Source organism: Pacificibacter marinus, from assembly GCF_018860665.1.
GTDB classification, from domain to species: Bacteria; Pseudomonadota; Alphaproteobacteria; order Rhodobacterales; family Rhodobacteraceae; genus Celeribacter; species Celeribacter marinus_A.
In genome coordinates this window covers 177,036-199,947 of sequence record NZ_JAHKPK010000055.1, presented here as the reverse complement: position 1 = coordinate 199,947, position 22,912 = coordinate 177,036, and the positions used below count along the sequence as shown (strand labels likewise).

Genomic DNA, 22,912 nt, shown 5'->3' with positions numbered 1-22,912 from the left:
AGCGCTCTAGATTGGGGGTATGACAGAGCAAGCCCCCACAAATCAGACAGATCAGACCGCCGTGCTGTTCAACGCGGACTGCCCTGTGTGCAATTTCGAGATTTCGCATTACGCAGATTATGCGGATAGAAACGCACTCAAAATTCGGTTTGACGACCTGAATTCTTGCGCCTTGCAGCGCTGGGGTTTGACAGCGGATCAAGCGGCGCGCAGGCTTTACGTGGCGCACCAAGGCCAGTTGCTATCGGGCGTCCCAGCCTTTCGGGCGCTTTGGGCGCAAATGCCAAAATACAGATGGTTGGCGCGGGTATCAGGCTGGCCAGTGGTCTTGCCAACAAGCGAATGGCTGTATGATCGGGTCTTGGCGCCTTTGATTTATCGCTGGCATATCCGACGGCAAGCACGCAAAGTTTAGGCCGTGCGATTGTCCAAATAATAGCGCACGGCGTCTTGGACATGGCGAAAGCGATCCCCACCAAGATGCTTGCCACCGTACCAACGCGTCACAACGATGATGTGATCGTGCAGACCTTCGCGCTCAAGCATCCGCAAAATCACCATGCCAGCCCCAGATTCGCCGTCATCGTTTTTGATAGGTGTATCGCCCGCCAAAAGTCCCCAAGTGTTATGGGTGGCTTTAGCGAATTTCTTGGTCTTGCACAGGGTTTTGAGAAAGGCTTTAGCCGCCTCACCAGAGGCACAAGGCCCGCCAGAGACCGCGTATTTTGACCCACGATCCGATATGATGCCATCAAAGGTTTGCATGGCCACGCGTATATATGGCGCAGGGCCGAATGTCAGGCGGGAATGTCAGACGCAAAGGTAAAGACGAACAGCGACTAGCGCGCGCCGTTTTGCACAGCCCGAATGTAGTTTAGCTCTTGGGTGTTCAAACAATACTCAGGCGTGCGGGGTTGCGGATCTTGGTGCTCGATCATCCACAAGATGCAGGCGTCATGCTGGGTGCATTTGCCACACCGCGTGACCATCTGCGTCAACTCAGGCGCATCGATGATGCCTGCGCGCGCGGCCTGATCCACATCCACTCCCAAACGGTCCCCCATGCCATGCATCAAAGTGGTAGAGCCACGTTCGGGCACAACAGGCACATCGGTTTTGGATACGGTGGAGGTGTTGTGAAGATCGGTCATGGCAAATCCTTACGGCAAAGCGGTGAACATCGAAAACGCACCACGATTTTGCCGAACCTGAACCGACACGTCCTTGATCAAGATCAATTGAGCTGTGTCGCGCCCTAAAGGCACAGCAAGACAGCCGCTCCGTTTGAAGACACGCCACTAATTAGATGCGCCACTGACAGATACATAAGTTACAGCGTCGCCATGGTCCGGCGCACAGTTTCTATGCGTTGATCATTGGGCGGATGCGACCCCAGAAATTCATCCCCAGGATCGGCGATACGAGTGAAAAACGCCGCCCCACGGATCGGGTTATAGCCCGCGCGGTAAGCGATGACAGTGCCCAACTGATCGGCTTCCAGCTCATACGATTTGGAATAGCGGCGCGCGCCGACGGTCGCGCCAAGGTTTTGCACGGTCTCGACTGTGGCAGCATCTGCCCCTACAGCGGCGGCCAGAACGCCGCCCAAAAGTCCGCCAATCGCAGCGCTTTCTTGGGTGCGATCCAGATGGCCACGGATGTGGTGCGCCGCCTCATGGCCCAAGATAAACGCGAGTTCATCGCTGTTTTGCAGATCGGCCAAAAGCGCCACTGTAAAGGTCAAAACGGGACGACCTGTGGCATCGACCGATTGAAAGGCGTTGGCGGGTGCAGAGGCATTACTATCAACGACAACTTTAAAATCGCAATTGGCCCCTTGGGTGCGCGCACGACATTCAGATTCTGCAATCGGTTCCACATGGCGCACAATGGCGGCAAAACTCTCAACCGTGACAGGCCCAGACTGAGTGCTACGCATCACGAGCTGCACACTTGGCACAGACGTGTTTGGATCAGGCGGGCTGTTGGGCGTCTCGACCTCAAGACAGGCACTCAGCGCGGTGATGGTCAAAAGACAAACAAGCAAGCGCAGCCGTGATTTTGGCAATGGATTGAACACGAGAGGTATCCTTAAAGAGCATGCGGGGGGCGCAAAGAGGCACGCAGGTTTTCACGCATATTTTAACCGCATGTCTAAGATCACACCAGTGGCAACTGTGTGAGGCGACCCAACGAAACGACGCCATATCGCAAACCCGTTTCAAACGCCCGCAAAGCGCTTGCAAATCTGCCCGCCACCGTTAGCATCATTCTTATGTTTACAATAGAACACGAATTTGACGCGACCGTCATAACGATGGTGGATGATGGCGAAGCGCCGCTACAAGAAGACGTGATTGTCTCGGCCTTTGAAGAATGTATCACCGTCGAGCAGCATGACCCTCGCACGGGGCGCACCCAGAAAATCACCCTATCGATGGCGCAGATGCGCGATTTGGGTGCGGCTCTGGATTTGCCAGAGGGCGCTTATATTTTGGGCCCTGCCAAGATTTAAAAAACTTACGCTCAAAGCCCTGACGCTCAAAGTCCTGTGATTTTGAACTGTTTGTCACGCGCAATCGCCCCGCGCAGCAGGCTCACGTTTGATTTCGACACGCCCAATGCCTTGGCCAAAAGTTTGATCACCTCTTTGGTGGCTTTGCCATCTTCGGGCACGCAGGTGACGTAGACGCGCACTTGGCCTTCCTGCACCAGAACCGCGTTGCGCGAGGCTTTGGGCGTCACCCGCACAGACAATAGATTATCGCCTATGGCCGCAATCAAATCGTTGCGTAGGCTGGCCTTAACTGTGTCTTTACCTTTGGATTTTGCTCCGCTCATGTAACGGCCTTTTACATTTCTTTACAAAGGTGGTTGATTGTCCGCCTCGAAACACCGACATATCGCATAACGCCGCACAAAAGAAAGCCCAAGACATGCCTGCACCAAATCCAGCTGCCCTCGATTTTTTGCTCTCCCGTCGGTCGCGCCCCGCCAAAACGCTTGTCGGCCCTGTGCCGACCCGCGACGCCCTTGCGCCACTGTTGCAAGCGGCAGCGCGCACGCCAGATCACGGCAAGTTAGAGCCTTGGCGCTTTATCGTGCTTGAGAAACCCGCCCTCACACGTCTGTCCCTTTTGGTGGCAGAAATGGCGGCAGGTCGCGATTTGGATGACGATCAACGGCAAAAGGCGATCAATCAATATGCCAATGCCGATTTGGCCGTTGCGGTGATTTCATCGCCCAAAGCCTCGCCCAAAGTCCCGCACATCGAACAGGTCTATTCTGCGGGTGCGGCCTGTTTGGCGCTGCTGAACGCCTCTTTGGCGGCAGGATGGGGCGCGAATTGGTTGTCGGGCTGGGCCTCGCATGATCCAGAGTTCTGCAAACTCGGGCTGAACCTCGCAGAGCATGAGACCATCGCGGGTTTCATCCATATTGGCACCGAAAAAGCGGCCCCACCAGAACGCCCACGCCCTGATCTGGATGCCATTACAACTTGGGTCACCGACTGATGTTCGACGATTTTTTTAAAGCGCTCGGCCAGCTTGGCGACACACGGTTTCAATCGGTGCTGTTCAAAGGCATAGGGCTGACCTTAGCGCTTTTGATCGCGATTTACGTCGCCTTTGTTTGGACCTTGGGCCTGTTCTTGCCTGACACCATCACCTTGCCCGTTCTAGGCGATATCAGCCTTGGGCTGGTGCTCTCGATAGGCTCGTTTTTTGTGATGATCGGCCTGTCTGTGTTTTTGATGGTGCCTGTGGCCTCGGCCTTTACCGGTTTCTTTTTGGAAGAGGTCGCAGAAGCCGTCGAGGACAAACATTACCCCCATCTGCCGCCCGCGCCGCGTCAAAGCTTTGGCGATATGATGCGCGACACGGTTGGGTTCTTGGGCCTATTGATCGTGGCCAATATCATCGCTTTGGTACTGTATCTGTTGTTAAATATCGCAGCCCCTTTGATCTTTTGGGCGCTCAACGGGTTCTTGCTGGGGCGTGAGTATTTTCAAATGGTTGCGATACGCCGCTTGGGACGCGAAGGCGCCAAAGCCGCCCGCGCCCGTCATGCGCCGAAAATCTGGATCGCAGGCGCTCTGATGGCCGTGCCTTTATCGATCCCCCTCGTGAACCTGCTGATCCCCGTTTTGGGGGCTGCCACGTTCACACATATGTTTATGCGGCTTGAGGGCGCGCGTTTGACCACGCCCCCGCAAGGCTCAGCTTAACTGTCGCCAACTTTGGGCAAATGTGCCGTCCAATCGACATCATGCCATGAAAACACGCCCGAATAGATCACGCCAACAATGATACCCCAAATCACGAAAGCGACCAAGGTGACGATCACGGCCTTGCGGCGCGGGTTGTAATTGCTAGGCGCGCCGGCATGCGTGCCCTCAACGATCACCCCCTCATCGCCTTGAGTGCGCAATCCGATGGGCAAAGCAATAAACATGGTCATGAACCACGTCACAGCATAAAGCACGATCCCAGAGACAATAGACATAAAGCCGCTTCCTTATATGCGAACAGGTTAGGCCTGTTCAATCTTCGAGCCAGTCAGACCTGCTCTAATTCAATCAGACAGCCGTTAAAGTCCTTGGGATGCAAGAACAGCACAGGCTTGCCATGGGCACCGATTTTCGGCTCGCCCGTGCCCAAGACACGCGCGCCCTCTGCCAGCAATTTATCCCGCGCGGCCAAGATGTCCTCCACCTCGTAACACATGTGGTGAATGCCGCCTGACGGGTTCTTGTCCAGATAGCCCGTGATCGGGGAATTGTCACCCAAAGGATAGAGCAATTCGATTTTGGTGTTGGGCAACTCAATAAACACCACCGTCACGCCGTGATCCGGTTCATCTTGCGGCGGGCCAACTTTTGCGCCCAAGGTGTTCGCATATTGCGCGCTCGCCGCTTTTAAATCGGGCACAGCAATGGCCACATGGTTCAAACGTCCGATCATGTCTTATCCTCTCCCAAACTCTTAGATTCGATTATGGCCTGTGCAGATGCCTGCCCGCAAGCGGCGCTTCGACGCAGTTTTGATGCCCCTATGCCAAGTGTTTGCGATTTTTCGCCACAGAACACCGCAAGGTTAACGCTCCATTCACCAGTTATGGACTTAACTACCAGACACAAACCCTGTGGAGCTGTTAGACATGCCAGATAATCTAGAAAGCCTATTGCCGCCGCAAAAGCCAACGCCTGAACGCCCTTTGCTTGGAACAACAGTGCTGATCGTCGAAGACAGCCGTTTCGCCTCTGAGGCGCTGCGACTGTTGTGCTTGCGCTCTGGGGCGCGGATTAGACGGGCTGACAACCTGGCCCATGCGCGCAAACATCTGCAGGTCTTTCGTCCCAATGTGGTGATCATCGATCTTGGTCTGCCTGATGGATCTGGCGCGGAACTGATTGATGAGCTGTCCCAGGCCAGCCCCCGCGTCGATGTTCTGTTGGGGATGTCAGGCGATACAGGTACAGAAAGCCGAGCGCGGACTGCGGGCGCCGATGGCTTCATCGCCAAACCCATCGCCAATTTGGCTGAATTTCAACATATCATTCTCAATGCCATGCCCAAAGGATCACGCCCCGCTCTGACGGGCATTCGCAGGGTCACTAACGAAGAGATCACCCCCGACCCCATCGCGCTGCAAGACGATTTTGTCCATATCTCAGACCTGATGACACTCAATCGTGGCGAAGATATGCTGGATTACATCGCGCAGTTTTTGTCCGGCATCGCGCGCACAGCAGGTGATACAGAATTGGTGGATGCGGCCCAAACACTGTCGAAGCATCGAGACCAAGGCCTGCCCTTTGGCTCTGATATCGCGCGGATTGCGGGCTTGGTTCATGATCGCATAGATCAAGCCCGCGTGGTGTAATGCTCAGGGCTCCATAGCCTGTTCAAAAGAAAATCCCGTTGGGTAACTGTGCAACCCGTCAAAATCTGATTTGCCGACCGTCATCCCAGCAGCCCGAACAGACACGTAAGCCATCGTGAAATGGAAGATCATATTGGGCAGAGCATAGCGCATTATGAAATCTGTACTGTCTTGGGTAACTTTTGCAAACCCAGCCACGTGCGACACCTCAGACACGGTAAAATCTGCAGGTGTAAGTCCTGCCAGCATTTCACGCACATCGCGTGCAAAAATGTGCAGGGCAGCACCTGTGGGCCTGTCTGGAAACACCGGCAGCGCGCGCCCAGTCACGGGAGCCACCGCACGGGCCGCAAAATTCAATGCGATGGCCAACTGTTGATTTGTAGGAAAAACATCTGGCGCAGCACGGGTCCTGAGTAGCGCGTCGCAATCAGGATGCTCTTCGATTTTGATTAACAGCGCCTCAATTTGACCGACATAGTGCAATAAAGTATCAAGAATAATTTGTGCGCCTTGCATGAAATCCCCCTTTTTACACGAACGTATTTCACTGCCAGCGATAAAAAAAGGCGCGAGGTTGCCCCCGCGCCTGATTAAAGTCGAATCGAATATCGCCTACTCTTCGGCAGGCAGCGCGCGCAGGTGCAATTCGCGCAATTGTTCGTTCATCGGCTCGTTGGGCGCGCCCATCATCAAGTCTTCGGCGCGTTGGTTCATCGGGAACATGATAACCTCGCGGATATTGGCCTCGTCAGCCAAAAGCATCACAGCGCGGTCGATGCCCATCGCACAACCACCGTGGGGCGGTGCACCATATTGGAACGCATTGACCATACCGCCGAAGCGTTTTTCAACTTCATCTTTGCCATAGCCCGCGATTTCAAAGGCTTTGTACATGATTTCAGGTGAGTGATTTCGCACCGCACCGGACACCAATTCGTAGCCGTTACAGGCCAAATCATATTGGTAGCCCAATACTTTAAGCGGATCGCCCATCAACGCTTCCATACCACCTTGTGGCATAGAGAACGGGTTGTGTTCAAAGTCGATTTTTCCGGTTTCTTCGTCTTTTTCATAGATTGGGAAATCCACGATCCAAGCGAATTGGAAGCTGTCTTTATCTGTCAAACCAAGCTCTTCACCGATCACATTGCGCGCACGGCCCGCAACGGATTCAAAGGCTTTGGGTTTGCCGCCCAAGAAGAAGGCCGCATCGCCAAGGCCGAGGCCAAGTTGCTGACGGATGGCTTCTGTGCGTTCTGGACCTATGTTTTTGGCCAAAGGACCAGCGGCCTCAAGACCTTCGCCTTGGTCACGCCAGAAGATGTAGCCCATGCCAGGCAGGCCTTCTTGTTGCGCGAATTTGTTCATACGGTCACAGAATTTGCGCGAACCGCCTTTTGGCGCAGGAATGGCGCGAACTTCTGTGCCCTCTTGTTCCAGCAAGCTGGCGAAGATGGCAAAGCCTGAGCCTTTGAAATGCTCTGACACAACCTGCATTTTGATCGGGTTGCGCAGGTCAGGTTTGTCGGAACCGTACCAAAGCGCTGCGTCTTTGTATGAAATCTGTGGCCAGTCTTTGTTGACCTTGCGACCTTTGCCGAACTTTTCGAACATGCCGCCGATCACAGGTTCAACAGTGTCGAAAATATCTTGCTGCGTGACGTAGCTCATCTCAACGTCCAACTGGTAGAAGTCGGTGGGCGAGCGATCCGCGCGCGGGTCTTCATCGCGGAAACAGGGCGCGATTTGGAAATATTTGTCAAAGCCAGAGACCATGATCAGCTGTTTGAACTGCTGCGGAGCCTGCGGCAGCGCGTAGAACTTACCCGGGTGCAAACGTGATGGCACCAAAAAGTCACGCGCGCCTTCGGGGGAGGAGGCTGTGATGATTGGCGTTTGGAATTCGTTAAAGCCCTGCGACCACATCCGTTCGCGCAGGTCTTTCACCACATTCGAACGCATGATCATGTTGTCGTGCAATTTCTCGCGACGCAGATCAAGATAACGGTATTTCAAACGCGTTTCTTCGGGATATTCTTGGTCGCCAAAGACCATAAGCGGCAGCTCGTCAGAGGCGCCCAAGATTTCCAGATCGCGGACAAACACTTCGATTTCGCCGGTTGGCAGTTTGGCGTTCACAAGGCTTTCATCACGCGCCATGACAGTGCCATCAATGCGGATACACCATTCGGCGCGCACCTTTTCCATGTCCTTGAACACAGGGCTGTCAGGATCGCAAAGCACCTGCGTGATGCCGTAATGATCGCGCAGATCGACGAACAAAATGCCGCCATGATCACGGATACGGTGGACCCAACCAGACAGACGAACGGTGTCGCCCACATTGGCCTTGGTCAGTTCAGCGCAGGTATGGCTACGATAGGCGTGCATAATTCGGAATCCTCAGGTCTTGGACTAATATTAGTCGTCGCGCTGATACACCGTTATAGGGCCGGAAAGTCAAGCCTTGCGGGGCGGATCGCGTGGTGTTTCGGGGCTTTTGGCTGCCTTGCACGCTTTGAACCGGATAAATCCATCTACTGTCTTTATATATGTGGGGAATCGGTGAGGCGATTTCTCATCCACAGGCGGCGCGTTTTTGGCCTTCTTTTTGACCAAGCGGTCACAGAGGACACAGCACAGACGCCTTGCTGCGGAACATTCCCATAACAGGCGCTATAGGTCTGAAAAGAATCCGCACAGTTTGTGCCAAAAGCCCGCCCCTGCCCCTTGCGTATGGGCGTCGCTTCCCTATAACTCACGACAATTTGCTTCCCCCGCCTTTTTGCGGAGGGATTGCGCCTGCAAAAAACACTGGGGTCTGCCATGCCTAAAAGAACCGATATCTCCTCCATCATGATCATTGGCGCGGGACCGATTGTTATCGGCCAAGCCTGTGAGTTTGACTATTCTGGCGCACAAGCCTGTAAGGCGCTGCGCGAAGAGGGTTACCGCGTTATTCTGGTGAACTCCAACCCAGCGACCATCATGACCGACCCTGGCCTCGCCGATGCGACATACATCGAGCCGATCACGGCCGAAGTGGTCGCCAAAATCATCGAAAAAGAACGCCCCGACGCATTGTTGCCAACAATGGGCGGACAAACGGGTCTGAACACGGCACTTGAGCTGGATGATCTGGGCATCTTGGAAAAATTCAACGTGGAATTGATCGGCGCAAAGCGCGCCGCGATCGAAATGGCAGAAGATCGCAAACTGTTTCGCGAAGCCATGGATCGTCTTGGTATCGAGAACCCCAAAGCAACCATCGTCGCAGCCCCCAAATTGCCAAATGGCAAGTTCGACATCGCAGCCGGCATGCAAGACGCCTTTGCCGCACTTGAAGACATCGGCCTGCCCGCGATCATTCGTCCTGCCTTTACCTTGGGTGGCACAGGCGGCGGCGTGGCGTACAACCGTGACGACTATGAGCATTTCTGCCGCTCTGGTTTGGAAGCCTCGCCCATGGCGCAAATCCTTGTGGATGAAAGCTTACTGGGCTGGAAAGAATACGAGATGGAAGTGGTCCGCGACACAGCCGACAACGCCATCATCGTCTGTTCGATCGAAAATGTCGATCCAATGGGCGTACACACGGGCGACTCTGTCACTGTGGCCCCGGCCCTCACGCTGACCGACAAAGAATACCAATTGATGCGCACGCATTCTATTAACGTGTTGCGTGAAATTGGCGTGGAAACAGGCGGATCAAACGTCCAGTGGTCTGTGAACCCAGTCGATGGTCGTATGGTTGTGATCGAGATGAACCCACGGGTGTCACGCTCATCCGCGCTGGCGTCAAAAGCGACAGGTTTCCCGATTGCGAAAATCGCCGCGAAATTGGCGGTCGGCTACACCTTGGACGAGCTGGACAATGACATCACCAAAGTGACGCCTGCGTCCTTCGAGCCAACAATCGATTATGTTGTCACCAAGATACCGCGCTTTGCCTTTGAAAAATTTGCAGGTTCTGAGCCAAACCTGTCCACTGCGATGAAATCCGTGGGCGAAGTTATGGCGATTGGGCGCACGTTCCACGAATCCATGCAAAAAGCGCTGGCCTCGATGGAAACAGGCCTGTCTGGCTTTGACGAGATCGAAATCGAAGGCGCGCCAGAGAAATCTGCTGTCATCAAAGCGCTATCCAAAGCGACTCCAGACCGTTTGCGCGTCATCGCCCAAGCCATTCGTTTCGGGTTGACCAACGACGAAATTCACGCCGCGAACTCCTATGACCCTTGGTTCCTTGAGCGCATCCGCGAAATCGTTGACGCAGAATCTGTGATCCGCAAAGAAGGCTTGCCCGTTTCTGAGGAAGGTCTGCGCCGCGTGAAAATGCTCGGGTTCACCGATGCACGTTTGGCGACGCTCACAGGTCGTGATGAGGCAAACATCCGCCGCGCGCGCCGCAACTTGGGCGTCAACGCGGTGTTCAAACGCATCGACACCTGTGCGGCTGAGTTCGAAGCGCAGACACCTTATATGTACTCCACCTACGAGGCCCCGATGATGGGTGACGTGGAATGCGAAGCGCGGCCCTCTGATCGCAAAAAGGTTGTGATCTTGGGTGGCGGTCCGAACCGCATCGGCCAAGGCATCGAATTCGATTACTGCTGTTGTCACGCCTGTTTCTCGCTGACCGATCAGGGCTACGAGACGATCATGATCAACTGTAACCCCGAAACCGTGTCCACCGATTACGACACCTCTGATCGCTTGTACTTTGAGCCGCTGACATTCGAACATGTGATGGAAATCCTGCGCGTTGAGCAAGACAACGGCACATTGCATGGCGTGATCGTGCAATTCGGTGGTCAAACACCGCTGAAACTCGCCAATGCTTTGGAAGCCGAAGGCATTCCGATTTTGGGCACCTCGCCTGACGCCATCGATTTGGCCGAAGATCGTGAGCGTTTCCAAGATCTCGTGAATCGTCTTGGGCTGAAACAACCGCACAACGGCATCGCGTCTACAGATGCACAAGCTATTGAAATCGCGGCCTCTATCGGCTTCCCATTGGTCATTCGCCCCTCTTACGTTTTGGGCGGTCGAGCGATGGAAATCGTGCGCGATATGGAACAGCTCAAACGCTACATCTCGTCTGCGGTTGTGGTCTCTGGCGACAGCCCTGTGCTGTTGGACAGCTACCTGTCTGGCGCGGTTGAGATCGATGTCGATGCGATTTGTGACGGCACAGACGTGCATGTCGCGGGCATCATGCAGCATATCGAGGAAGCGGGCGTTCACTCTGGTGACTCCGCCTGTTCCTTGCCGCCTTATTCCTTGACCGAGGAAATCATCGCCGAGTTGCACCGTCAAACCCGCGCTTTGGCTTTGGCGCTAAACGTGGTCGGGTTGATGAACATCCAGTTCGCGGTGAAAGACGATGTGATCTACCTGATCGAGGTGAACCCGCGTGCCTCGCGCACCGTGCCGTTTGTGGCCAAAGCGGTGAATTCGCCGATTGCCTCTATCGCTGCGCGCGTTATGGCGGGAGAAAAGCTCAACACCTTTGATCTGGTGGACAGCTCTAAAACCGGTCGTTTCGCGGTGAAAGAAGCGGTTCTGCCGTTTGCGCGTTTCCCTGGCGTCGACACCATCTTGGGGCCAGAAATGCGTTCCACTGGCGAAGTCATGGGGTCAGACAAAACATTCGCCCGTGCGTTCCTTAAAGCGCAGCTTGGCGCTGGCACGATTTTGCCGACCGAGGGCAAAGTGTTCTTGTCGATCAAAGATATGGACAAAACCGACGCCACGGTTGAAGCGGCCACCACGCTTGTGGATCTTGGGTTCGAGATTGTCGCCACACGCGGCACGGCGGCTTTCCTCACCGAAAAAGGCGTGGCCAGCACGATCGTGAACAAGGTCTACGAGGGTCGTCCGAACATCGTTGATATGCTCAAAAACGACGATATCGCGCTGGTTTTGAACACCACCGAGGGCAGCCAAGCCGTTGAAGACAGCCGCGAAATCCGCAAAGTCGCCCTTTACGACAAAATCCCCTACTTCACCACAGCCGCCGGCGCGCACGCTGCTGCAATGGCGATGAAGTCCCGGGGTGAAGGCGAGATCGATGTGGAAAGCTTGCAAGAGCAGGCTTTGTCTTAAGTCAAAACTGAGAAATTGAGAAACGGAACACCTCGCATTTTGTGCGAGGTGTTTTTTTGCACAATTAGGCAGCCTCGCTATCTTGACCCGCAGCATCTCCGAGCAACAAGAGTAAAATGATTGTCGCAAAACAGTTGACGAACAAGGAAATGCATACCCATAGGGCGGGGGATCGCCTTCTACTCTTTGCCATATCAATAGGCAAAAGAACGACGAGCCATATCAGGAAATATAAACAAAGTCAGCCAAACAAGATGGCCACAAATATCATAAAAGGCTCAGCCACTTACATCATCAATATCTATTCTACTTGCAAGGAGAGTGCGTCTCCTTGATTGGAAAGTCAAACCTGCCGTCAATTTCCTCCCCTCACACCCCGCCGTGGCCCATACACACCGTAGGTGTCGCCATATGGCAGAGTACGACCTCTGCCTCGGGGGGCAGATCAACAGGTTTGCACAAAGGTCTTAAATGACAGTTGTACAGACATGCGAGCACTGCCATTCTTATAGACATAGCCATGAGGAATTATGATGCTCATTAAAGTTGGTGATGCCCGCACCTCAACGATCGATCTGGTTCTCGCAGGCCTACTGTCTTCGGTCGCTGGCGCGCTGAACGCCGTCGGGTTTCTTATTGCTGGGTCGTTCACGGCAAATATGACAGGAAACATCTCGGCATTTGCGGACCACATTGCGAATGGCGCGATCTCCATTGCGTTTTCTTTTTTGGGGCTGGTCGTGGCTTTTATCTGCGGCGCAGGCATGGCTGCCCTTGCCATTCAAGCTGGAGAAAGACGGCACATCCGCTCGGTCTACGCCTTAGCAATTGCCGCAGAGGCCATCATACTTATGCTGGTTGGCGCGACACTTATCTTGTCATCGACCACAGGCCCCGAGATCTTTTTGGTCATTGCCCTCAGCTTTGTCATGGGGCTTCAAAATGCTGTGACGACGATGATTTCACGGGCACGGGTCCGCACGACCCATGTGTCGGGAATGGCAACGGATATCGGAATAGAATTGGCAGCCTTGATCGGTGGGGAAGCATCGCGGCGCGAAGCTACACCAAAGCTCTGGCTGCACAGTCTGACCCTTGCCTGTTTTGCTGGCGGCGGCTTATGCGGCGCGCTCTTGTTTCAGTTTATCGGAAGCTGGCTGTTTATATTGGCCGCAATCCTATTACTGATCATTGCCCTACCAGAAGCCTTTCGCGCACATCGGAGTTGAGCCTCTTGCAACATTGCCGTTTGTGCCTGGTGCCACTCAAAGCAGTGATGAGCGCAGCCACGGCGAAAGTATATTTTGTTGTCACAGCAGGCCTTGATTGTGCTGTAGCGCGATAGCACGGGGGGCTTTCGTCTGCACGGCAATGCTGCTGCAGCGATAATCCTTGACTTATCACCGTATGAGGCGCATAGCCCAGTCATCGACATCCTATGCTGCCGCGTGAGCAGCCGCGTGAGAGCAATGCTCCGCGCTGCAGGTGTCGATATCGGGCAGTACGCTGCCCATGGTTCCCACAGTCACGCAAGGGGTCCGGCAGGATAACGCGGTGCGCGCGATGCGCATTGACGGAGACCTTTCCTGCGACCGATAAAACGCTCCCATTGGGGCGTTCTTTTTGCGTGTGGGTTCTTCTCACAGAAAGAGATACATGACTGATTTTACAATGCTCGGCCTTAAGCCGCGCCTTTTGACTATTCTCAACGACATGGGCCTTAAAGAGCCTACTCCAATCCAAGCGCGTGCCATTCCAGAAGTGATGAACGGCCGCGACGTGATGGGTCTGGCCCAAACCGGTACGGGCAAAACACTGGCTTTTGGTCTGCCCTTGATGGACCAGTTGCTCGGCGCCGGCACAAAGCCGAACGCGAAAACAACACGCGCTTTGATCTTGGCCCCGACTCGCGAGTTGGTGAACCAGATCGCAGACAGCCTGTTCCCGTTCATGAAAGACACCCATCTGAAAATCAACCGCGTGGTTGGTGGTGTATCGATCAACGCACAGGTGAAACGCCTTGAGCGCGGCACAGATGTGCTGGTCGCAACACCGGGTCGCTTGATGGATCTGATCGATCGCCGCGCCATTCGTTTGGACGAAACATCGTTCTTGGTGCTTGATGAAGCCGATCAGATGCTTGACATGGGCTTTATCCATGCGCTGCGCAAATTGGTGCCTATGTTGGCGAAAGAGCGTCAAACGATGCTGTTTTCTGCAACAATGAACAAGCACATGAATGAAATGGCGCAAAGCTATTTGACCTCGCCTGTGCGCATCGAAGTGTCCCCTGCAGGCAAAGCAGCGGATAAGATCACCCAAGAAGTGCACTATGTCGGTCAATCCGACAAACCTGAGCTGCTCAAAAAGCACCTGAGCGCACATAAAGGCGAATTGGCGCTTGTCTTTGCACGCACCAAACATGGTGCAGAACGGATGTCGAAACAGTTGGAAGCCGCAGGATTTAAATCTGGTTCAATTCACGGCAACAAATCCCAAGGTCAACGCGAGCGCACGCTTAAAATGGCCCGCGATGGTCAGTTGGATGTGCTTGTGGCGACAGATGTGGCCGCTCGCGGGATCGATATTCCACTGGTGCGTTACGTCTATAACTACGAGCTGCCAAATGTGCCTGAAAACTATGTGCACCGTATTGGTCGCACAGCGCGTGCGGGGCGTGACGGCAAGGCTGTGGCGTTCTGTTCACCAGCCGAGCTTGGCGAATTCCGCGCCATTGAGAAAGTGATGAAAATCTCTATTCCTGTGGCGACACCGGCCTCTTGGTCTGACGACAAAGCCATGCCTGGCCCGAAACGTGGCGGCGGCGGTGGCGGTAATCGTCGCGGCGGCGGTGGCGGTGGCGGCGGCGGTCAACGTCGTGGCGGTTCAAATGGCGGCGGATTCAAATCCGGCGGCGGACGTTCTGGTGGGGCTTCGGCGGGTAAACCAGCAGGCGGTGGCAATCGTCGTCGCAAGACAACAGCGTAAAGAACAACGCCCCGTCCCTGTCTCAGGGGTGGGGCGTTTTCCTTTCAGACAAAAAAACGGCGCCTCACGCGAGACGCCGTTTTTGACTCAAAAGCTGAGGAGAGATGCGATCAGCTCGCTTCGTCTTCCAAATGCATTTTCATCGACATCAAAACCTGTTGCAGTTCCAACGTTTCGCGCAACAAGCGTTTGGCCTCGTTGATCGTGATGACGCCGTCTTCCATAGAAATCGTGTACTCACCCATCAACATCGCAAAGCGTTGCGACAAGGCGATCACATCGTGGTTCACTCCGCCCTCTCTTTCAGGCGTGTTCTTTTTGGACTTGTCATACGAAATCGTAATGCCGCGCAATTCGGCCAAAGCAGATGTCACATGTGGATAGCTTGACGCGGCCTCTAACTGGGCCACTGCGTCCACGGGCATAAATCGGTCCGCGTGCTCTTCAGCCGTCGAATAATATCGCCCAAGTGTTGCTTTCGATTTTCCAGTCAAGGCACAAGCTGCCTCAAGACCCACGTCCTTAACCAACGCTTCTGCGTGCTTCTTTAGATAATTGCCAGCAGCATTCATCACCAAACCCCAATTCAAACCATCGATTTCCCCCGACTTAGGGGGAATTCTCATCGTCGTTTCCCATTATTAAATTAACTAGCACATGGCAAAAGATAGTCTACCTGCTGTTGCAAGTGTTGACGAGTTTTGGCCGTTGTTTGGCCAAGCAGATACGTTCGGGTGGAAGTTTTGTGTGGTTCCCGCCACAGGTGTTTAACAAGTGCGTCGATTTTGCGCCCCTCATCCCAATTGTCCGCAAGGACGGCGCGAGATCTTGTTCGTTGTACCAGTTGCAGAATTTCCACCCATCGTGTCGCCTTTTTTTTAACAAAAACAGCCACTGAACCCTTGATCAAGACACGACCATTCGGCAAAGGGTGATCTATGGCAAAACTCTACTTTCAATATTCGACGATGAATGCCGGCAAATCTACTTTGCTGCTGCAGGCGTCGCACAATTACCGCGAACGCGGCATGGACACCTATTTGATCACCGCGCAGTTCGACAACCGCGCGGGCAAAGGGCGTATTGCCTCTCGGATCGGCATTGGTGAACCTGCTGACACCTTTGGAATTGGCGAAGATCTCTATTCGAAAATCCAAGCCCGCTTGGAAAAATCGGCCATTGCGTGCATTTTTATCGATGAGGCGCAGTTCTTGACCAAAGACCAAGTTTGGCAACTGGCCCGCGCCGTTGATGATCTTGGCGTACCTGTGATGGCTTACGGCTTGCGGGTCGATTTTCAGGGTAATTTGTTTCCCGGATCAGCGGCGCTGTTGGCGCTGGCCGACGAGATGCGCGAAGTGCGCACGATCTGCCATTGCGGCAAGAAAGCCACCATGGTTATACGCACCACCGACGATGGCACTGTGCTGACATCCGGTGCGCAGGTCGAGATTGGGGGCAACGAGCGTTACGTGTCTTTGTGTCGACGTCATTGGCGCGAAAAGACGGGCGACCAGACGCCCGATTAACGCGCCTGACCGCCACATTTATGCGATGACAAAAGAAATGCTTATAATTTGAACGTCATAGCCGATAATCGATTATATCGCTCGATTAAATCGCATTTGGCAGCGGTTTGCCCTGCGCAAATGCGGATAGATTCTCAAACGCCATAAATCCCATCGAGGCGCGCACTTCCAATGCCGCAGTCCCCAAATGCGGCAACAGGCTGCAATTGGGCAGATCCATCAAAGCCTGCGGCACCTGTGGTTCGCGCTCGTAAACATCAAGACCCGCACCGGCAATTTGCCCCATTTGCAAGGCCGCGATCAAAGCCGCCTCATCCACGATATCACCGCGCGCAATGTTGACGAGAATGGCATGGGATTGCATCCCCGCCAGTTGTTTTGCTCCGATGATATGTCGCGTTTGCGGCGTGGCTGGCAGCGCCAAAATCACCACATCAGCAGCTTCCATCACCTCGTCGATGCTCTCTAGCTGATGACAGGGCACTTCGAAGTTTTGCACTTCTGAACGGTTAAAACAGACCACATTCATGTCAAAACCAAAGTGACAACGTTTGGCGATGGCCTTGCCGATACGCCCCATGCCGATCACGCCCAAGGTCTTGCCGGTGATATGCATGCCCAACAATTGCGTCGGCGCCCATCCGGTCCATTTGCCCGCGCGCAGCATGGCTTCGCCCTCGCTTGCCCGCCGCGCTGTCATCAACATCAACGTCATGGCGATATCGGCGGTGGCATCTGTCACGGCACCGGGCGTATTGCTGACCGCCACGCCAGCGGCCTTAGCGGCATCCACGTCGATATGATTATAGCCAACGCCAAAATTGGTCAGCACCTTGCAGCGCAGATCGCCTTTGAACGCCTCAGCCGTGAATTGATCGCCCAAGGTGGGCAGGATCGCATCATAGCTTTGCATGGCCTTAGCTGCTTCAGCAGATGTCATCGGCAGGCCCGCGCGAAAGGTTGTGTCAAAGGCATCCTTAAGCGCAGTTTCTACAGCTTCGGGCAGAGTTTGTGTGACCAGCAGTTTCAATGCAATCGCCCCCCGATCGGCACATCGAACTCGGGGCGTGCCAACACGACCTCGCCGTCGGCATCGGGCAAGCCCAACACCAACACCTCGGACATGAACTTACCGATTTGGCGGGGTGGAAAATTGACCACGGCCATGACTTGCGTGCCGATCAGCGCCTCAGGCGTATAATGCGCTGTGATTTGCGCTGAAGTTTTCTTTTCGCCAATGTCACCGCCGAAATCGATCCACAGCTTGATCGCCGGTTTGCGCGCCTCAGGATAGGGCTCCGCACGGATGATCACCCCTGCACGCACATCGACTTTCATAAAATCATCAAAGGTGATTTCATCGCTCATTCCGCCAGCTCCGCGTCGCGTTTGACTGCTGCTTTGATCGCGCGATCCAATAGCGGTGGGAAACCGTCGTCTTCATTCATCAACACGCGCAGAGCTTCTGCTGTGACACCATTGGGCGAGGTCACGTTGATGCGCAATTCTGTGGGGCTCTCGTCTGCGTCTTCAGCCAAGACGCCGGCACCGCCCACGGTGGCTTTCGCCAATTGCAACGCCATTTCAGCAGGCAAACCTGCCGCCTCACCCGCGGCGGCCATGGCCTCGATCAAGTGGAAAACATAAGCAGGACCGCAACCAGACACAGCTGTCAAAGCGCGGATTTGCGCCTCGTCGTCCAAGCGTACCACTTGGCCCACAGCTTGAAGCAATTGATCGGCCAAATCGATTTGCGCAGGGGTCGTCACTGCATTGCCAACGATTCCCGTGATCCCGCGACCAACCGCGGCAGGCGTGTTGGGCATGGCGCGAATAACAGGCGTTTTCGCCCCCAGCATGTCTTCGTAGGTTTTAATGGTAATCCCCGCAGCGACAGACAAAAATACTGTATCGCTATTGCCCAGCGCTTGCAGGCTTGGCAAGGCGTCCCCCATCATTTGTGGTTTTACAGCCACCAAAACGATAGCGGGGTTTGCAGGAAGGTCGACGTTCAAATGCACGCCTGTTTCTTTCAGCCAATCGGATGGATACGGGTCTAGCACAGTGACAGAGGTGGCAGGCAAGCCGCCTTTGAGCCAACCCTTGAGCATCGCAGACCCCATCTTTCCGCATCCCAAAAGAACCAAGCCGCGTGTTTTCAGATCGTCCATGAAGCACTCCAATTCAAGTCAATAAAAAGCCCCCTGAAGGGGATCAGGGGGCAGTCTATCTTGTCTGCGCGGCTGTGCAAGCGAAGCCGCCAGCATCCGTCAAATTGTTTTAGGCGCGCCCGTAGGCCTCGCGAATGGCCACATCCATCGCACTCTTAGGTGTGCGCTCAGCCCATGCAACAAGTTGAAAGGCGGGATAGAACCGCTCGGCGGCGGCAACGGCGGCATTGATCATGCGGTCAACCTGTTTTGGCCCCGCGACCTGACCACCATCCAGCAGCAACCCATAGCGGTAGACCATCAAATTTTGATCCTGCCAAAACGTAAAGTTGCCCGCCCAGCATTCGTCATTGGCATGGTTCAACAGCTCATAAATTTGCGGCAGGCGCTCTTCTGGGGGCTCCATCTCGAACGTACAAATCAAACGCAGGGTCTCGTCGTAATCGGACCACGCCAAAGTGATGGAATACGTCCGCCATTGGCCAACGACAGCCATAGCGATTTGGTCGTCAGTCACGCGGTCAAATTCCCAATCGCGGGTGACCGCAAGAGTTTCGACAAGATCAATGGGATGAAGATCGTCGGTAAAGGACTGTTCGTTCAGCGACATGTGCAGCCTCGCTTTTGTTATCGTCTTTGGCTTTGCGATGTTCCCCAACACCGCCACCAAGACTTGGTGCCTGCTCTAGGGGCGGCGGGAAACCTAGCACCCCATACCAGATATGGTGTGACGAATGGCTGCGACTGTAAAGAGAAACTTTACGCTTATCCCCAGCAATCGTGCTTACCCACAGGGCAAAACAGCCCCAAAGCGCATACCGCGTGACTTATCCACAAAACATTGAGAGGATTGGAAAAACTTGACAGTGCATCAGGCTGATCCTGCCGTTCAAATCACCTTTTCTCATCCGCTCAAACGCGTCAAAAAGCGACCGAAACGCAAGCGCAGTTTAAACAATCGCGATCACAGAACGCAAAAAAGGGGCGCATTGCGCCCCCTCGATACCGATAAGTCCATGCCGCCCCCGAGGGGTTGGCTTATGTTTTAGAAGATTTCGCAGCCGCTTCCAAGGCATCCAAACGGGCACTCAATGCTATATTTTCTTCGCGCGCTTTTTGCGCCATCAACCGCACCGCTTCAAATTCGTCACGGGTGACGAAATCACGATCCGCAAGCCAGCGATCGATAAGGCCTTTAAGCGCGGTATCCGCTTCGCCTTTTGCGCCTTGGGCCACGCCCATCGCATTGGTCATCAACTGGGAAAAGTCATCAAGAATTTTATTGCGCGTTTGCATGGGGCTCTCCGTTGCGTGCTTGGTGGCGCGCCGTACCACAAAAGGCACAAGTCACGCGAAAGTGTCGTTGTTGAGCGATATATGGGGGGAAGTGGTGCAAATCGCAAGGTTGACTCTTGCCCTTTCCCCAAGACAGATGCGCGCATGTTTAATTTACCTGCCGTGATCCAATTCCCCGATATCTCGCCTGTGCTCTTTTCGATCGAGCTTGGGCCCATCAACTTTGCCCTGCACTGGTATGCCTTGGCCTATATCTTTGGGGTGCTGATCGCTTGGGGGCTGGCGGTGGCGGCGTTGAAATCCGCGCGGCTTTGGCCTGATGACACCACGCTGATGACGCGCGAACAACTGGACGACATGCTATCGTGGCTGGTGCTGGGCGTGATTGCAGGCGGGCGGTTGGGCTATGTATTGTTTTACAAACCCAGCTATTTTCTGGCCCATCCGGTTGAGATTCCGATGATATGGCAAGGTGGCATGGCCTTTCATGGTGGGTTCTTGGGCGTTGTGGTTGCGGCCTTTCTTTATGGGCGCGCGCAAAAGCTACGCTTGTTGTCACTGGCGGACCTATTGGCGATGGCGGCCCCTGCTGGATTGTTACTGGGGCGGATGGCGAATTTCGTCAATGCAGAGCTTTGGGGGCGCCCCTCTGATGCGCCTTGGGCGGTGGTGTTTCCGGGCGATGCGGCACAGGCCTGTGCCACTGCGACCACCTTATGTGCCCGCCACCCGTCACAATTGTACGAAGGCCTGCTGGAAGGGCTGCTATTAGGTACAGTGTTGTTGGTCTTGGTTTGGCGCTTTAACGCGTTGAAAAAACCAGGCCTGATCGCAGGAATTTTCTTTGCTGGCTACGGCGTATCGCGCTTTATCGTTGAGTTTTTTCGCCAAGCCGACGCGCAATTCATCACCCCTGACAATCCTATGGGCCATGTGCTTATCGGGCTTTCAATGGGGCAACTTCTGTCTGTACCTATGATCTTGATCGGATTGGGGTTGGCCATACGGGCGAGCCGCTCATGAGCGCGTCCAAGCCCAAGGCCACCCCTATCGCAGAACTGTTGCTGCGACGCATTTCCAACACGGGCCCGATATCGCTGGCCGAATATATGGCCGATTGCCTTCTGCACCCGACCCATGGCTATTACACCACCCGCGATCCTTTGGGGGCCGCAGGTGATTTCACCACAGCGCCAGAGATCAGCCAAATGTTTGGCGAATTGTTGGGCCTGTGTTTGGCGCAGGCATGGATCGACCAAGGCCGCCCTGTCCCGTTTACATTGGCCGAACTTGGCCCCGGGCGTGGCACATTGATGGCGGATATATTGCGCGCGACCAAGGCGGTGCCGCAGTTTCACGCCTCAATGCAGCTGACACTGGTTGAGGCCTCGCCCGCATTACGCGCCAAACAACGAGAGCTTCTCAGCGGCTTTGATATCACCTATGCAAACACCGCAGCCGACCTGCCCGATCAGGCGTTATTCTTGATCGCCAACGAGTTTTTCGACGCTTTGCCGATCCGCCAATTTGTGCGTGATCCAAAGGGATGGCGCGAAACGCAAGTGGGATTGATCGACGACTCACTTGTGCTTGGCTTGTCACAGCCCGCGCCGATTGCGCTGCTAGATCATCGTTTGGATGATACGCAAGACGGCGATGTGGTTGAAATATGCCCCTCGTCAGCGCCGATCATCGATGAAATCGCGCGGCGCATCAAAAGCCATGGTGGCGCTGCCATCATCATCGACTACGGCGATTGGCACGCACGGGGCGATACGTTCCAAGCGCTGGAAAACCACAAGATGGTCGATCCTCTGGCCCGCCCCGGATGTGCAGACCTGACGGCCCATGTGGATTTCGAAGCGCTCAGCCTTGAGGCGCAAACCGCTGGGGCTTATGTTTCGGCGATGATACCGCAAGGGCATCTTTTGGCACAGCTTGGTATAAGTGAACGTGCTGAAAAACTAAGCACTCATATGCATGGTGAGGCGCTGGAAAATCATATTGCCGCATTTGACAGGTTGACCAACGCCGATAAAATGGGCTTGCTTTTCAAAGCAATTGCCATAGTGCCCAAGGCAGATATGTTGCCGGCTGGATTTACCAAGTCCGCTTGAAAGCCTCAGGTCGCCCACCTTGTTTGAAAGAGTCGCTGATATGAACCTTGAAGTCATCACCGCTGAGGCCTTGGACGGGATAGATCACGGCTTTTTCACCCGCAAAGGCGGCGCGTCTTCTGGGGTCTACGCGGGGCTCAACTGTGGTTTGGGATCGACAGATCAATCAGACATCGTCGCCATCAATCGCCGTCGCGTCGCACAGGCCATGAACGTCGCCGAATCGCAGCTTTGCGGGGTGCATCAAGTGCATTCCAACGCGGTCGTGCGCGTCACGGAAAGACCGTCAGGTGATATGCCACGCGCTGATGCTTTGGTTACTGATCAACCGGATTTGGCTTTGGTCATTCTCACCGCCGACTGTCAGCCCGTGTTGTTTGCCGACAAAGACGCGGGCGTCATAGGCGCGGCTCATGCTGGTTGGCGCGGCGCCATGGACGGTATTTTGGAACGCACGGTTGAGGAAATGGTCGCCTTGGGCGCCACGCGTGACAACATCACTGCCGTCATTGGTCCAAGCATATCGCAAGCGGCTTACGAAGTGGGGCCAGAGTTCCTAGACGACTTCATTGCCCATGATCCCGATAACGTGCAGTTTTTTGCCAGCGGTCAGGGCGATCGCTATATGTTTAATCTGCCTGCCTTTGGGCTGAACTGTTTGCGCAAGGCTGGTGTTGGCCATGCAGAATGGACGCGCCATTGCACCTATGCAGATCCAGCGCGGTTCTATTCCTATCGTCGGTCCGTACATAAGAAAGAAGCCGACTATGGCAGGTTGCTGTCCACCATTCGCCTGTAACCACGCGCCCGCGAA

The 22,912-nt window shown here is 54.7% G+C and carries 26 protein-coding genes; 12 read left to right on the top strand and 14 right to left on the bottom strand.

The window, feature by feature from the left end:
* The first annotated feature begins 19 nt into the window (after positions 1 to 19).
* Positions 20 to 415 (top strand): thiol-disulfide oxidoreductase DCC family protein, encoded by a 396-nt coding sequence (locus KO497_RS14960; RefSeq protein ID WP_215944748.1) that lies wholly within the window; start codon positions 20 to 22, stop codon positions 413 to 415.
* Here the strand turns inward: KO497_RS14960 and KO497_RS14955 are convergent.
* The 3 genes from KO497_RS14955 to KO497_RS14945 all read right to left on the bottom strand — a co-directional run bounded on the left by KO497_RS14955 (position 412) and on the right by KO497_RS14945 (position 2,080).
* The gene (locus KO497_RS14955; RefSeq protein WP_215944747.1) at positions 412 to 765 is read right to left on the bottom strand and encodes a YigZ family protein; all 354 of its coding nucleotides are present in this window, start codon (positions 763 to 765) and stop codon (positions 412 to 414) included. The genes KO497_RS14960 and KO497_RS14955 overlap by 4 nt on opposite strands.
* Positions 766 to 839: 74 nt before the next feature.
* Positions 840 to 1,151, bottom strand: a complete 312-nt coding sequence (locus tag KO497_RS14950; protein ID WP_215944746.1) for a DUF6455 family protein — start codon at positions 1,149 to 1,151, stop codon at positions 840 to 842.
* Positions 1,152 to 1,330: 179 nt separating this feature from the next.
* Positions 1,331 to 2,080, bottom strand: coding sequence for a M48 family metallopeptidase (locus KO497_RS14945; protein WP_354668126.1), 750 nt, complete (start codon positions 2,078 to 2,080; stop codon positions 1,331 to 1,333).
* A 195-nt stretch (positions 2,081 to 2,275) separates the two neighbouring features.
* Here KO497_RS14945 and KO497_RS14940 point away from each other — a divergent pair, with 195 nt between their 5' ends.
* Entirely contained in the window at positions 2,276 to 2,515 is a 240-nt protein-coding gene (locus tag KO497_RS14940; protein WP_215944745.1) for a hypothetical protein, read from the top strand.
* Between the two features lie 26 nt (positions 2,516 to 2,541).
* On the opposite strand, the gene KO497_RS14935 is transcribed toward KO497_RS14940, so the two are convergent.
* A complete protein-coding gene (locus KO497_RS14935; RefSeq protein ID WP_215944744.1) occupies positions 2,542 to 2,841 on the bottom strand; it encodes a DUF167 domain-containing protein in 300 nt (99 codons plus the stop codon).
* A 95-nt stretch (positions 2,842 to 2,936) separates the two neighbouring features.
* Between KO497_RS14935 and KO497_RS14930 the strand changes: the two genes are divergently transcribed.
* Both KO497_RS14930 and KO497_RS14925 read left to right on the top strand, forming a co-directional pair.
* Positions 2,937 to 3,515 (top strand): nitroreductase family protein, encoded by a 579-nt coding sequence (locus KO497_RS14930; RefSeq protein WP_215944743.1) that lies wholly within the window; start codon positions 2,937 to 2,939, stop codon positions 3,513 to 3,515.
* Positions 3,515 to 4,228, top strand: coding sequence for an EI24 domain-containing protein (locus KO497_RS14925; RefSeq protein WP_215944742.1), 714 nt, complete (start codon positions 3,515 to 3,517; stop codon positions 4,226 to 4,228). The genes KO497_RS14930 and KO497_RS14925 overlap by 1 nt, the downstream gene beginning before the upstream one ends.
* On the opposite strand, the gene KO497_RS14920 is transcribed toward KO497_RS14925, so the two are convergent.
* Positions 4,225 to 4,506, bottom strand: a complete 282-nt coding sequence (locus KO497_RS14920) for a DUF1467 family protein (protein ID WP_215944741.1) — start codon at positions 4,504 to 4,506, stop codon at positions 4,225 to 4,227. The two genes, KO497_RS14925 and KO497_RS14920, sit on opposite strands and share 4 nt — an antisense overlap.
* Before the next feature lie 53 nt (positions 4,507 to 4,559).
* Positions 4,560 to 4,964 carry a methylmalonyl-CoA epimerase gene (mce, locus tag KO497_RS14915; RefSeq protein ID WP_215944740.1) on the bottom strand — a complete coding sequence of 135 codons (405 nt, stop codon included), beginning with the start codon at positions 4,962 to 4,964 and terminating at the stop codon, positions 4,560 to 4,562.
* 196 nt (positions 4,965 to 5,160) lie between these two features.
* On the opposite strand from mce, the gene KO497_RS14910 reads away from it, so the two are divergent.
* Complete coding sequence (locus KO497_RS14910; RefSeq protein ID WP_215944739.1) at positions 5,161 to 5,886, top strand: response regulator; 726 nt, start codon at positions 5,161 to 5,163, stop codon at positions 5,884 to 5,886.
* 3 nt (positions 5,887 to 5,889) lie between these two features.
* Here the strand turns inward: KO497_RS14910 and KO497_RS14905 are convergent, their stop codons facing one another.
* Positions 5,890 to 6,405 (bottom strand): DUF1993 family protein, encoded by a 516-nt coding sequence (locus tag KO497_RS14905; protein ID WP_215944738.1) that lies wholly within the window; start codon positions 6,403 to 6,405, stop codon positions 5,890 to 5,892.
* Positions 6,406 to 6,501: 96 nt separating this feature from the next.
* Complete coding sequence (gene aspS / locus KO497_RS14900) at positions 6,502 to 8,280, bottom strand: aspartate--tRNA ligase (RefSeq protein ID WP_215944737.1); 1,779 nt, start codon at positions 8,278 to 8,280, stop codon at positions 6,502 to 6,504.
* A gap of 435 nt (positions 8,281 to 8,715) precedes the next feature.
* Here aspS and carB point away from each other — a divergent pair, with 435 nt between their 5' ends.
* The 3 genes from carB (at position 8,716) to KO497_RS14885 (ending at position 14,985) form a co-directional block, all read left to right on the top strand.
* Entirely contained in the window at positions 8,716 to 11,997 is a 3,282-nt protein-coding gene (gene carB / locus KO497_RS14895; RefSeq protein ID WP_215944736.1) for a carbamoyl-phosphate synthase large subunit, read from the top strand.
* Positions 11,998 to 12,527: 530 nt separating this feature from the next.
* Positions 12,528 to 13,226 carry a YoaK family protein gene (locus KO497_RS14890; protein ID WP_252729693.1) on the top strand — a complete coding sequence of 233 codons (699 nt, stop codon included), beginning with the start codon at positions 12,528 to 12,530 and terminating at the stop codon, positions 13,224 to 13,226.
* A 427-nt stretch (positions 13,227 to 13,653) separates the two neighbouring features.
* Positions 13,654 to 14,985, top strand: coding sequence for a DEAD/DEAH box helicase (locus KO497_RS14885; RefSeq protein WP_215944735.1), 1,332 nt, complete (start codon positions 13,654 to 13,656; stop codon positions 14,983 to 14,985).
* A 110-nt stretch (positions 14,986 to 15,095) separates the two neighbouring features.
* Here the strand turns inward: KO497_RS14885 and KO497_RS14880 are convergent, their stop codons facing one another.
* Complete coding sequence (locus tag KO497_RS14880; RefSeq protein WP_215944847.1) at positions 15,096 to 15,557, bottom strand: hypothetical protein; 462 nt, start codon at positions 15,555 to 15,557, stop codon at positions 15,096 to 15,098.
* 366 nt (positions 15,558 to 15,923) lie between these two features.
* On the opposite strand from KO497_RS14880, the gene KO497_RS14875 reads away from it, so the two are divergent.
* Positions 15,924 to 16,514: a thymidine kinase gene (locus tag KO497_RS14875; protein ID WP_215944734.1), complete on the top strand. Its 591-nt coding sequence runs from the start codon at positions 15,924 to 15,926 to the stop codon at positions 16,512 to 16,514.
* An 85-nt stretch (positions 16,515 to 16,599) separates the two neighbouring features.
* Here the strand turns inward: KO497_RS14875 and KO497_RS14870 are convergent, their stop codons facing one another.
* The 5 genes from KO497_RS14870 to KO497_RS14850 form a co-directional block, all read right to left on the bottom strand.
* Complete coding sequence (locus KO497_RS14870; RefSeq protein WP_215944733.1) at positions 16,600 to 17,544, bottom strand: 2-hydroxyacid dehydrogenase; 945 nt, start codon at positions 17,542 to 17,544, stop codon at positions 16,600 to 16,602.
* Positions 17,541 to 17,882 (bottom strand): tRNA-binding protein, encoded by a 342-nt coding sequence (locus KO497_RS14865; RefSeq protein ID WP_215944732.1) that lies wholly within the window; start codon positions 17,880 to 17,882, stop codon positions 17,541 to 17,543. Before KO497_RS14865 ends, KO497_RS14870 begins: the two co-directional genes overlap by 4 nt.
* On the bottom strand, positions 17,879 to 18,685 hold the full coding sequence (proC, locus tag KO497_RS14860; RefSeq protein ID WP_215944731.1) for a pyrroline-5-carboxylate reductase: 807 nt from the start codon (positions 18,683 to 18,685) through the stop codon (positions 17,879 to 17,881). Before proC ends, KO497_RS14865 begins: the two co-directional genes overlap by 4 nt.
* A gap of 109 nt (positions 18,686 to 18,794) precedes the next feature.
* Entirely contained in the window at positions 18,795 to 19,295 is a 501-nt protein-coding gene (locus KO497_RS14855; protein ID WP_215944730.1) for a YbjN domain-containing protein, read from the bottom strand.
* A gap of 428 nt (positions 19,296 to 19,723) precedes the next feature.
* Positions 19,724 to 19,981 carry an accessory factor UbiK family protein gene (locus KO497_RS14850; protein WP_215944729.1) on the bottom strand — a complete coding sequence of 86 codons (258 nt, stop codon included), beginning with the start codon at positions 19,979 to 19,981 and terminating at the stop codon, positions 19,724 to 19,726.
* Positions 19,982 to 20,125: 144 nt separating this feature from the next.
* Here KO497_RS14850 and lgt point away from each other — a divergent pair, with 144 nt between their 5' ends.
* The 3 genes from lgt to pgeF are packed head-to-tail and all read left to right on the top strand — an operon-like array spanning position 20,126 to position 22,897.
* A complete protein-coding gene (lgt, locus tag KO497_RS14845; RefSeq protein ID WP_215944728.1) occupies positions 20,126 to 21,004 on the top strand; it encodes a prolipoprotein diacylglyceryl transferase in 879 nt (292 codons plus the stop codon).
* The gene (locus KO497_RS14840; protein WP_215944727.1) at positions 21,001 to 22,098 is read left to right on the top strand and encodes a class I SAM-dependent methyltransferase; all 1,098 of its coding nucleotides are present in this window, start codon (positions 21,001 to 21,003) and stop codon (positions 22,096 to 22,098) included. The genes lgt and KO497_RS14840 overlap by 4 nt, the downstream gene beginning before the upstream one ends.
* 40 nt (positions 22,099 to 22,138) lie before the next feature.
* Positions 22,139 to 22,897: a peptidoglycan editing factor PgeF gene (gene pgeF / locus KO497_RS14835; RefSeq protein WP_215944726.1), complete on the top strand. Its 759-nt coding sequence runs from the start codon at positions 22,139 to 22,141 to the stop codon at positions 22,895 to 22,897.
* Positions 22,898 to 22,912: the final 15 nt, after the last annotated feature.

Bases quoted from the DNA above. Each gene is read 5' to 3' on its own strand.
- KO497_RS14960 (WP_215944748.1), top strand. From the start codon at position 20: ATGACAGAGCAAGCCCCCACAAATCAGACAGATCAGACCGCCGTGCTG.
- KO497_RS14955 (WP_215944747.1), bottom strand. From the start codon at position 765: ATGCAAACCTTTGATGGCATCATATCGGATCGTGGGTCAAAATACGCG.
- KO497_RS14950 (WP_215944746.1), bottom strand. From the start codon at position 1,151: ATGACCGATCTTCACAACACCTCCACCGTATCCAAAACCGATGTGCCT.
- KO497_RS14940 (WP_215944745.1), top strand. From the start codon at position 2,276: ATGTTTACAATAGAACACGAATTTGACGCGACCGTCATAACGATGGTG.
- KO497_RS14935 (WP_215944744.1), bottom strand. From the start codon at position 2,841: ATGAGCGGAGCAAAATCCAAAGGTAAAGACACAGTTAAGGCCAGCCTA.
- KO497_RS14930 (WP_215944743.1), top strand. From the start codon at position 2,937: ATGCCTGCACCAAATCCAGCTGCCCTCGATTTTTTGCTCTCCCGTCGG.
- KO497_RS14925 (WP_215944742.1), top strand. From the start codon at position 3,515: ATGTTCGACGATTTTTTTAAAGCGCTCGGCCAGCTTGGCGACACACGG.
- KO497_RS14920 (WP_215944741.1), bottom strand. From the start codon at position 4,506: ATGTCTATTGTCTCTGGGATCGTGCTTTATGCTGTGACGTGGTTCATG.
- mce (WP_215944740.1), bottom strand. From the start codon at position 4,964: ATGATCGGACGTTTGAACCATGTGGCCATTGCTGTGCCCGATTTAAAA.
- KO497_RS14910 (WP_215944739.1), top strand. From the start codon at position 5,161: ATGCCAGATAATCTAGAAAGCCTATTGCCGCCGCAAAAGCCAACGCCT.
- KO497_RS14905 (WP_215944738.1), bottom strand. From the start codon at position 6,405: ATGCAAGGCGCACAAATTATTCTTGATACTTTATTGCACTATGTCGGT.
- aspS (WP_215944737.1), bottom strand. From the start codon at position 8,280: ATGCACGCCTATCGTAGCCATACCTGCGCTGAACTGACCAAGGCCAAT.
- carB (WP_215944736.1), top strand. From the start codon at position 8,716: ATGCCTAAAAGAACCGATATCTCCTCCATCATGATCATTGGCGCGGGA.
- KO497_RS14890 (WP_252729693.1), top strand. From the start codon at position 12,528: ATGATGCTCATTAAAGTTGGTGATGCCCGCACCTCAACGATCGATCTG.
- KO497_RS14885 (WP_215944735.1), top strand. From the start codon at position 13,654: ATGACTGATTTTACAATGCTCGGCCTTAAGCCGCGCCTTTTGACTATT.
- KO497_RS14880 (WP_215944847.1), bottom strand. From the start codon at position 15,557: ATGAATGCTGCTGGCAATTATCTAAAGAAGCACGCAGAAGCGTTGGTT.
- KO497_RS14875 (WP_215944734.1), top strand. From the start codon at position 15,924: ATGGCAAAACTCTACTTTCAATATTCGACGATGAATGCCGGCAAATCT.
- KO497_RS14865 (WP_215944732.1), bottom strand. From the start codon at position 17,882: ATGAGCGATGAAATCACCTTTGATGATTTTATGAAAGTCGATGTGCGT.
- proC (WP_215944731.1), bottom strand. From the start codon at position 18,685: ATGGACGATCTGAAAACACGCGGCTTGGTTCTTTTGGGATGCGGAAAG.
- KO497_RS14855 (WP_215944730.1), bottom strand. From the start codon at position 19,295: ATGTCGCTGAACGAACAGTCCTTTACCGACGATCTTCATCCCATTGAT.
- KO497_RS14850 (WP_215944729.1), bottom strand. From the start codon at position 19,981: ATGCAAACGCGCAATAAAATTCTTGATGACTTTTCCCAGTTGATGACC.
- lgt (WP_215944728.1), top strand. From the start codon at position 20,126: ATGTTTAATTTACCTGCCGTGATCCAATTCCCCGATATCTCGCCTGTG.
- KO497_RS14840 (WP_215944727.1), top strand. From the start codon at position 21,001: ATGAGCGCGTCCAAGCCCAAGGCCACCCCTATCGCAGAACTGTTGCTG.
- pgeF (WP_215944726.1), top strand. From the start codon at position 22,139: ATGAACCTTGAAGTCATCACCGCTGAGGCCTTGGACGGGATAGATCAC.